Raw genomic sequence first — 6,994 nt, 5'->3', positions numbered from 1 at the left:
TACTGCATGCTGCTACGCCTATTTTTGGTTTAACTTCGGTATCGCTATAATTTATGTGTCGGGCCTACAGCCCTAATGCTTGCGTGTTATTAAATTTAACAGGCCGTATTTCACTGCGTTCAAGTGGCCTGTGCTACTACCTTAATGCCTTTCAGGCAATACGTGCAAGCCCTTTCAGGTAATATTTTACCACTGAGCTCACAGAGAACACAGAGGTAATTAATTATTAACTCTGAGAAAAACTTCACTCAAGCATCTTGCGCTATACCACGCATACTATTTGCGCTTATGCACGCATACTATTTGTCCTATACCACGCAAGCTTTTTGCGGGCTACTACGCCTATTGCTTGGGCAACACTACCCATACTGTTTGGATAGGCATACTTAAATGAAAAGCGGTACTTCCATTGAAGTACCGCTTATTCACAACCTAACCAAACTTTAGTTTGAATCACCTACTATTTGCGTTTCCGGCAACAAACTAAAGCACTAACTCAAACCAAAACTTATCTTTTAATTACTTTACTAACCTGTACTCTTTCAGCACCACTTAAGAACTGAACAACATACATACCGGCTGGTAAGTCGGCTGTTGAAACAGAAGCTTCTGTACCTCTGATTTCAACTGAACGAACCACAGCACCGGCAATGTTATAAATAACAGCACGGTCAATATCCTGTGTATTGCGGAATGTTAAAGTAGATGTGAATGGGTTTGGTGAAAGAGTAACAGTATTAACAGATGCTTCTTCTAACTCATCTTCAATATCAGTATAAGTTTCATCATAATAATACGACCATGCAGTTCCTACGCCTGTGTAAATCGCATCATCTGCCTTTTCTCCTACTAATAAATAGTCACCATCTAAAGCAACACTATACCCAAAATGGTTAGATGCTGCTATAGTTGAAGAAACTAATTTCCAAGTTTCAGTATTGGTAGCTAACCAACCATCAACAGGCTCTTCAAAAATATAAACAGCTCCTGCTTGTGCTTGTCCATTTTCGGTACAAAAGTAATCTCCGACAACGATTCTACCTGATGAAGCATCAATAGCATAATCACCAAATGCAAATGGCGAATTTGATGCAGACGGCTTAAAAACAACATTGCTAACGACTTCACCGGTCCATCCGCCTTCAGGCATTTCGAATAAATTAACTTCCTGTATATTAGTACTCATGAGTATTTGTTCTCCACTCAAATCAACACCCTGACCTAAGTAATCATAAGACGCAGAGGTTGGCCTCTTTAATACGGCTGATTCATTAGTGTTAGCTGTTGACCATGAAGAACTAGAAGTTTTTGTAAACACAAAGCCGGCTCCTGACTGGTATATATCAGTATAATCGTGGTTATGAGCACCTGCAACAATTACGTCACCTTCTATTTCAACACCATAATAACCTAATTGATCTCCTACGCTCACAGGCGTATGATATACTTCCTTTACCTGCGTCCAGGTATCAATTTGCTTTTCATATACATATATAGAACCATTATCAGTATATTCAGTTGTTTCAACAACATCAGGTGTTGCGGGATCATCTGTATCAAGTGTTATATGCTTATTAGATGCCACAACGGCTACTGCTGTTCCATCTGTAGCGACTTGAACTCCAAATTTATCACCGGCAACTCCATTATCTGCAGTCAAAATAGCAGTTTCAGTAGCATCTGCCCAGGTTCCATTTTTTTCGTAAACAAAGGCGGCACCCACGGCATCTTCGGAGGCGTTTTTATAATCTAAGGCACCAATCACAATAATACTACCTTTAATAGCAACAGTATTACCAAAACCATAATTACCTGCAGCAGCTACACTTGGTGTAAGCGTTGCAATCTTTGCCCAGTCATCACCAGTTCGTTCTAGTACGTATACGGTTTCAGGGTGTCCTGGTGCACCTACAACCGCAAATGATCCGTCGATATCCATTGCATAACCAAAATTTTCATTGAGGTTTGTAATTGTAACCTCCGATATGGCATCAGCATCAGGTGTGCTGTTATCAACCCAAGTTCCGGTTCCTGGTTTAGCAAATAAATATGTTTTTCCAATTTTTGATTCATTCAGGGTACTAAATTCAGGAGCACCAACCACAATAGTATTACCATCGAAGCCTGTTGAAGTACCAAATTTAGCTGTAGCGTCTAATCCATCAACCGATAATGTAGCACTAACAGTTTCATGTGAAGTTGTCCAGGCACCATCAACTGGTCCTTCAAAAATATAAACCTCATTTAAAGTAGGAACACCTACAACAACAACATCTCCTTTAACATTGAATTTTGTCCCAAATTTTTGTCCCGAAACCGGTATTGGAGCTGTTAGAATGGCTGTTTCGTAGGTATATTTATCCGTTTCACTTGTTGGATCATTAAAAACAGCGTCGGTACCATAGACTAAAATAGCTCCTGCATTATCATACACATCCAAGCCTTCAGTAATTTTATAATTCATAGAACCAACATAGATAACACCATTGGAAATAGCAACATACGAACCAAGTTCATTATACCCGTCAATAGTCGTATTTCTTAATATGTGGTTGGCATCTGTCATATCAGTCCACAAAGCTCCATCACGTTTATACACAAAAGCTTCTCCAGCTCTTGCTGTAGTTGTTTCACCAACAGTTACATCAGACCTTGGAGAACCTACAACAATTACATCGTCTTCGATAGCTACCGCTGAACCAAAATGTTTTAAAACTGAACTCGGATCTTTCAAAGTAACAGGTACAATAGACTCAGACGCCCATGAATCGGATATACCCTTTTGATAGACGTAAACTGCTCCATCCGCATTATAAAACGTGTGCCAATATCCTTGTGCTCCTACAACAAGAACTTCATCTGTTAATGCAATTGAAAACCCAAAATTGGCATATGTCTTAGCACCTTTATATACAACTGTTGCTTCCGCCATATCTGACCATTCTTCGCCTTGCATTTCGTATATAAAAACAGCACCTGCGGTAGTATTTCCTTCGTCATTGGTCATACCAGTATCAGAGATAGCAATAACACCACCATTAATGGCCACAGCATTTGCAAAAGAGCCGCTTAGTGTTTCAGAAGTCGATAACTGTGCAATGGTTGACCATGCATCTGTAGCAGATTCGTACTTTTGCACATAAACTTCTTTGAAAGCTGTAACCAATACAGCATACTCTCCATCAACAGCCACTACTTTACCAAATTGAGTATTCGGAACAGGTGCAGGTGTTTGCCAAACATCTGGTACTGAGTTTCCATTTTCAACCCATCCCTGGGCATTTACACCGGCAAAAGTTACCAGTGCCATTAATAAAACTAGTAGATTCTTTTTCATATTAAAATATTTAAGTATTAATACTAAGCCGGCCGGCAACTTACCAGCCGGGCTTGTTTATTTAGTTTACATACGCTTCAATCGAAGAGATTAGGTAGGTATAGTGCTCTTTGGTTTTAGCATCGATACCAGGTGTTTTAACCGCCTTGCTTAATAATTTGTAAGCTTTGTTTAGTTGGGTCATAAACACCACACGCATTTCAATCTTATCAAAAGTATCGCCTACAGTACCCAGTGGCATGGCTGCATAACGCTCTTCGTCCTTAAAGTTGTTTGAAGAACATGAGCCGCATGAACAGGTTGAAGTTTTAACATCGCCAAACCAGGCAGTCTCTGTATCAGTAATTGCAAATGCTTTTGACGATTCTTTTCTTCCATTATTCTGAAAATTACCATACGATAAGATGCTACGCAGGTAGAAGTTTTGTAAAGTTCTGTCTGTTTGTGTTAAAGTCTTGTTATTCTTTAATGTTGACTCCCACACATAGCCATAGATATCATCCATGTATTCTTCCATGGTGTAACCATCTTTATTGTAGCGGTTGGCTGCCCATACACGCTGGCTCATGTAGATGGTTTTATCGATAATGGCACGCTGCTGCCATTGAACCGGATCTTCCTTTCCTGGCTTTTTGAGCTTCATTATTTCTGCTGGCATTAGCCATGTTTCCATCTCGCGCACCTGCTTGTACAAAAAGGCTAAAGCCTCTTTTTGCTTTTCTTTGCTTACCGTTATGGTCTCTGTTTTATTATCACCATAAACCGGGTCGTATAAATTTAAACCACCAATCATTGGAAAAACATGCGTGATGTATGTGTTATACTGCGCGCAAAGAAAACGGTAACGACCATGAACAGGTCGGTAGTTTTCATTTTCAACAGCTGTCCACTCAATCAGGTTCTCCATGATCACTTTCAGGTTCTCCACACCATAGGCCGATGATTTTACTATATCATTACCAAGGTCGCCATCCTGCGAAGCCGGATCGGTTATCAGGCCAACTTGTTTCATCTCCTGTGGGCCGTGAATATAAAATGGGTCATCATTCTTATCGGTAATCCACTTATTGATGATCTGGTACTGCTCATTCCAGGTGATATCTTCAAATATTGGCTTGTAGGCCCATTTGATGGACTCAATGTCGTATTTACCCATTACCGGTGGCACCATGGCTACGTCTTTGTCGCCCGGCTGCGCCACATAGTTATAACGCACATAGTCCATTATAGAGGCTCCAATGCCATTTTCAGCTGTATAGGATGCTGAACGTAATGAATCAGTAGGGATAGCGTACGAACCACGGAAGTTGTGCATCAAACCCAATGTGTGACCAATTTCGTGTGCTGAAATATTACGAATCAATTCGCCCATCACTTCCTCGCTGTATTCTTTTTTACGTGCTTCAGGGTCAACAGCTGCTGTCATTGAAAAACGCATCTCTTTAGCGAGTTTTAAGATGCTATGGCTAAAATAAACCTGAGCACCCAGCATTTCACCTGTGCGTGGGTCGGCCCAGCTCGAGCCCATGGCATTCCCTACTATAGAAGGAATATAGCTAAAGCAGTTGGTGTTCACATCTGAAGGACTAAAATCAGGATCATTCTTTGGATAGTCTTTGACCACCATTACATCTTTAAAACCCATGGCTTCAAAGGCAATGTTCCAATCCAGAATCCCTTGTTTGATGTATTTCTTCCAGCTTTCAGGAAAGGCATTATCAACATACCAAACAATCTGTTGCTCAGGCCTTACCAACTCACCTTTTTCAAATTTCGCCTGGTCCTTTTCACTAACTGTTAAGCGCCATTTATTCACATAGGCGTATTTCAATGGTCCTTCCTGATCCGTATCGCTGTATAAACCCTGGCTTGAATAAAAGTAGTTCATTCGTCGGTCGTAGATACGACGTTCCATTGGCTCCTCAGGCAATAAGGTGATATTACGCTGCATAATAACTGCAACAGGTGCCTTCTGTGCATCCGTAAATCCAAAACGACACTGGACGGCGATATTGGTATCAAAGGATTTGTAATCGATAATCTTTGACAGTTTGGCATTTGGCGACAGCGCACCACTTGGTTTTTGATTCCACAAGGCTTTTTTAGGCATGCCCATTGGAGCCGCTGTGTTCAGCATAAATTTAGATACGTCTATCAGGTATGTTTTTTCCTTCTCATTTGTCGCTACAATTGGAAATACCTCCAGTGTTGCATCAGAGAAGTTGTTATTAAAGCCTTTTGCTATGGCATTTGATTCGTCGGTGGTGAAATCCACCTGCATCTCATTCATGAAAATATTATCGTCTTCCTTCACCAAACGCACGCGACGCAGTAAGGTCATCTGACCTATTCTAGCCACCTTATCGTTACTGACTTTATTAATGTGTGATGTGAATAACAAATCCTTACCAAGGATATCTTCCGTAATTTCAAAGTAAAATTTCTTGTCTACTTTATGCATTTGAATCAGCCCTTCTGCTGAACTTACGGCATCTTTTAAGGTTTTTTCATATGAGCTAACTTTTTCGTCTTTCGACTTTTTATCTTTTTTGTCAAGATCGTTATTAGCATTTGCTGCTAACAAGCCAACTGAAAGAAATAGCATTATTAAAATCTTACTCGCCATCTGCTTATTATTTTATTTTTTGTGTTTTTAGTATTCTTCTATATAGTCAAACAGCTTTAACTGTTTTAAGGGGTACATGGGATTTGTGTTTTTTTAGTTTTTATTTTTAGAAAATATAAGTCAATAGCCGTTTGAAGTCAATATTTGAATAAGCTCTTCTTTTTATGCGAGTTGGAATTAGCTATCTGAAAAGATGAAAGGAGTATATAAACATCGATGGTAATATATAGCTGATTGTGAATAGCCTCTATTCACTTTAGAGAAATAAATTAGGGTTTGTTTAAATGTTTGGTGTGAGGTATGTTGTTTTGGTTTTAATTGTAATGCATTGTTTAATTGATTCAACTCCTCTGGAGTTGATATGGGGGATAATTTTTAATGCGCTATAGATATTTCATCCCGCTGGGATGATGATTAAAACCCTTTACAATTCAAAATGTGCCCTTCTTGCGTTTCAATTTTAAAAATATGCGGATGATGTGTTGATTGCGTTGAATCGGGAATAATTAGGAAAAACTAATCAATATTTACAGCAGGTTAAGCACGAATCAGCTACATTCTTTTTTGAAAAAAAATGTAGGGTTAACGCTGTCGTCATATGTATTCATCGCAACTATTGCCGCATAATCAGGGTTCTCTGACCTACAATTCATCGTAGGTATTGCGTAGAGCCTTTTTTTTTTAGAATCATACAACTCCTCTGGAGTTGAAATGGGAGATAATTTTTAATGCGCTATAGATATTTCATCCCGCTGGGATGATTAATTGCTCTGATTGATGACAGTAGAAGCAACTGTTTATAGCATTGACAAACCAGTACACCTTTCTTGAGTTACATTTTTCAAGGTTCAATGATGATCCATTTGTCTTGTTAAATCGGCATAATTAGCAAATAAGCTTAGACTCATTTAATTAATACATGTAGCACAGCTTTTAACACGCTATAGTTATATTCTGATGTTTCCCACGTAAGTTAAAACGCTGAATGTCAAGCAAAAAGAAGCATGATTCGCTTTGTTAATTCATTAATA

Annotated in this window: 2 protein-coding genes; both read right to left on the bottom strand. The window is 39.2% G+C overall.

The window, feature by feature from the left end; genetic code table 11:
* Positions 1-508: 508 nt before the first annotated feature.
* Positions 509-3,337 (bottom strand): T9SS type A sorting domain-containing protein, encoded by a 2,829-nt coding sequence (locus JIV24_RS21625; RefSeq protein ID WP_200467174.1) that lies wholly within the window; start codon positions 3,335-3,337, stop codon positions 509-511.
* A gap of 61 nt (positions 3,338-3,398) precedes the next feature.
* The gene (locus tag JIV24_RS21620) at positions 3,399-5,963 is read right to left on the bottom strand and encodes a zinc-dependent metalloprotease (protein ID WP_200467173.1); all 2,565 of its coding nucleotides are present in this window, start codon (positions 5,961-5,963) and stop codon (positions 3,399-3,401) included.
* Between the last annotated feature and the right edge of the window lie 1,031 nt (positions 5,964-6,994).

It is taken from the genome of Carboxylicivirga marina, assembly GCF_016612505.1.
Lineage (GTDB): Bacteria > Bacteroidota > Bacteroidia > Bacteroidales > Marinilabiliaceae > Carboxylicivirga > Carboxylicivirga marina.
The sequence above is the reverse complement of the archived record's forward strand: the minus strand, read 5'-3'. Positions and strand labels throughout refer to the sequence as shown.